The 3,111-nt window shown below is 47.0% G+C and carries 3 protein-coding genes; all 3 read right to left on the bottom strand.

The features are described from left to right. Window positions 1-234: 234 nt before the first annotated feature. Complete coding sequence (locus L3D05_RS17880) at window positions 235-1,146, bottom strand: alpha/beta hydrolase (protein ID WP_239617679.1); 912 nt, start codon at window positions 1,144-1,146, stop codon at window positions 235-237. A gap of 63 nt (window positions 1,147-1,209) precedes the next feature. Further along, window positions 1,210-1,617 carry a MerR family transcriptional regulator gene (locus L3D05_RS17885; protein ID WP_239617680.1) on the bottom strand — a complete coding sequence of 136 codons (408 nt, stop codon included), beginning with the start codon at window positions 1,615-1,617 and terminating at the stop codon, window positions 1,210-1,212. Window positions 1,618-1,750: 133 nt separating this feature from the next. Beyond that, the coding region (locus L3D05_RS17890) for an S-layer homology domain-containing protein (RefSeq protein ID WP_239617681.1) at window positions 1,751-3,111 on the bottom strand (1,361 nt) is incomplete at its 5' end.

Raw genomic sequence — 3,111 nt, forward strand, 5'->3', positions numbered from 1 at the left:
ATTGCATTCATGAAATTTTGAATTTATAAACTCATAATGAGGAAATTTCACGACTGCAAAGGCCAACGCTCTGAATGGCCATTCACCTCTATATTGTCATAACCTTGTTGTAGGTTCACTAATTATGTAAGCCATAACGGTGAACTTCCGATAACAACAAAAAAACGCTTGGAAACCCAAGCGTTAAAAGGTTGATCAGCTAGGAAGCTTAGCGGGTTCGAACGGCTGACCGTCTCACTTTAACTGCCCTCGTACGAATCGACCAATCTGATGGATAGCCTGTTGCGCCTCAGGGAGCATGTACGCTAAAAAATGAAAGACGCTCCACATGTTATCCCATACTTCCAGCTCGACATTCACTCCTGCCATTATCGCGCGTTCCGTGAAACGTGAACAATCGCTTAATAGCACCTCATGGTCGCCTACCTGGATAAATATATCAGGAAGACCCTCCAGATTCATTCTTAACGGCGATAATATAGGAGTTTCTTCCTTGCGACTCCCTATATAAACATCCCGTATCCATTTATTATTCTCGAGACTCCCGGTTGGATCAAGTTCTGCTCGACTCCTATAAGATTCGCCATCCAGATTAACGAGATCGGTATGCGGCGATAGGAGAAAAGCCCCGGACGGAAGCTCTTCACCGTTATCTCGCAATGAAATCAACGTCATAAGGGCGAGACTGCCCCCGACGGAATCTCCTCCGAATACGATATCGCGAGACGAGTAGCCGTTTTCTAATAACCAACGATAGGCCGTCAAGCAATCCTCGTTGGCAGCAGGATAAAGATGTTCAGGAGCAAGGCGGTATTCTACAGATAACACTTTTACGCCGCTGGCTTTCGCAATTCTTACGCATAGATCCCGGTAAAAATCACAAGAGCCCGAAACAAATCCTCCTCCATGGAAATAAAGAATCGCTTGGTTTTCTATTTCCTGAACAAGAGTAGAAGGACGAACCCATTCTCCGTGCATTTGGCCGATAATGATTTTCTCGATCGCGACATCGGAATGTTTAGGCAGGCTTTCGGCTGTATCGGCCATTTCCCGCCGCATTTGTTCTACCGTTTTACTATCAAATCGGTTCGCTAGCCTTAAATGTTTTTTAATTGCGGCAAGCTGTTCCATACTCGTCTTTTCCAAGATAATCCCCCTACCGGTTTTAGTGCCTTCATTCTAAAACCTGTAGTAAGGTACAAGGTCAAGCTAATCTTCCATATTGAGAATTCGGAGCGTCGAATGAATATCGGGGTGCCTCTCTGCTGCTTGTAAATTGGTTTTCAACCCTGCTAGCATCTTCAACGTTTGTTCCTTCTTGGCGATTTCCGCATGGATTTTATTCGTTTTCTTGTCAATCGCGACTATAAAATCATTGAGGTTAATCAGACGGCTTTCGGACTTTTTTAACGCCTTTTTGATTTCTTTTAATGTAAATCCGCATGACTTGGCGTTATTAATAAAAGCGAGTTGACTCAGCACCGCTTCCGAATAGAGACGATAACCGGATTCCGAGCGCGATGGCAAAGAGATGATTCCCAGATCTTCGTAATACCTTAGCGTTTCCTTATTTATATTGGCCAGCTTGGCGATATCGCCACGCAGATAATCCGGCATAACCGTCACCCTTCCCTATTAGGTTTCCACATTATTCTAGCAAAAGTGTCCGCGTTATGTAGAGCAAATATGCCAGTAATCATTCAAAGGCGCAGTCCGGTTGGACTGCGCCTTATATTTGAGCTTTCGAGCATTAGTCGTTCTTTTGCGGCGATAATTTCAACAAAACCGTTACGGCTTCCGCTCTCGTAGCCTTATCGTTAGGATTCAAATGATTGGACCCGCTTCCTTGAATGTAACCTAACTTTCTCAAAGCAGCCACTGCCCCCTTCGCCCACGATGGAATGTTCTTCTCGTCTGCGAAGCCCGTCGCGCTCGACGAATCTAAGGTCAATTGAAGCGCATTTGCTATCATCACCATCATTTCGGCGCGCGTTATGGCTTCATTCGGACGGAAAGTTCCGTCTTTGTAACCTTTAATGTAACCAGCTTGAACAGCTTGCGCCACAGCGCTTTTCGCCCAAACGCCTAGCTTGGAAGCATCCGAAAATGTCGGCTCTGAGCCTGGTCCTTGCGGCTTAAGAAGATTGACTAGCATTACCGTAAACTCCGCGCGGGTCACGATTCGATTCGGCTTGAAGGTACCGTCCGAATAACCCGAGACGATTCCGCGATTCACCGCTTGTTGGATAGCAAGCTCAGCCCAGTGCCCTGCAATGTCTCTTAGCTTGATAGCAGGATCGGTTTCTGTTGGCTGATCTGACGCTTGGCCTACCGCGAACACCGCAAACTTCGTAAAATGATCGACCCTAACGGTAATATAATTGCCGTTGATCGTACTGCCGGTGACTTCTATCCAAATCTTCTTCCCTTCGTCGTAGTAGAAAACAGCCGGCTTTTGATAGCTTTTCAAGCTTGCCGGGTTAAACCTGAAAGTCATGGTGACTTGTTTTTTAAAATTTTCCGGGAAATTTTTGAGAATTTCGAACATGGCACTCGCTAGAACTTCATTATTCGCAAGCAAACCGCCTGTATTCGTTATTTTATCGATTGTTATCTTTAACGGTTTGTCCGTCGCATTCGCCGGAATGGAGATCACAATCTCCTTCTCCAAGCTTACCTCGCCCTCTTCGCCGGCGAATAGAAACAGCTTTCCATCCGAAGAAACGACTTTGGCATTTCCAAATATAGGAGAACCTCCTCCGCTTGGCGGAGCTGACATCACGGCGATCGTGTATATCACCTTCGTGATTCCGTCTTGTGCGGTGACGATCACCTTGTAGCCCGAGGCCAGATCGGTCGCGACCGTGATTCCATCTCCCAAGTACACTTCGTACGTAGCACCCGTCACCGTCACAATAGCGTTCTTCAACTGAGCCAGTGTTGTGCCGTACGGGATGTTCGCGATCGTCTCGTTCGCAGTTCCTCCCGCACTTACGGTTCCGATCGTGGAAGTAAGCGTTGCTGCTCCGCTTGGTGGAGCTGCCTGTACCGAGATCGTATAGGTCACCTTCGTAACACCGTCTTGCGCAGTGACGATCACCTTGTAGCCCG

The sequence above is a fragment of the Cohnella mopanensis genome, assembly GCF_022352055.1.
In the GTDB taxonomy this organism is placed as follows: Bacteria; Bacillota; Bacilli; order Paenibacillales; family Paenibacillaceae; genus Cohnella; species Cohnella mopanensis.

Bases quoted from the DNA above. Each gene is read 5' to 3' on its own strand.
- L3D05_RS17885 (WP_239617680.1), bottom strand. From the start codon at position 1,617: ATGCCGGATTATCTGCGTGGCGATATCGCCAAGCTGGCCAATATAAAT.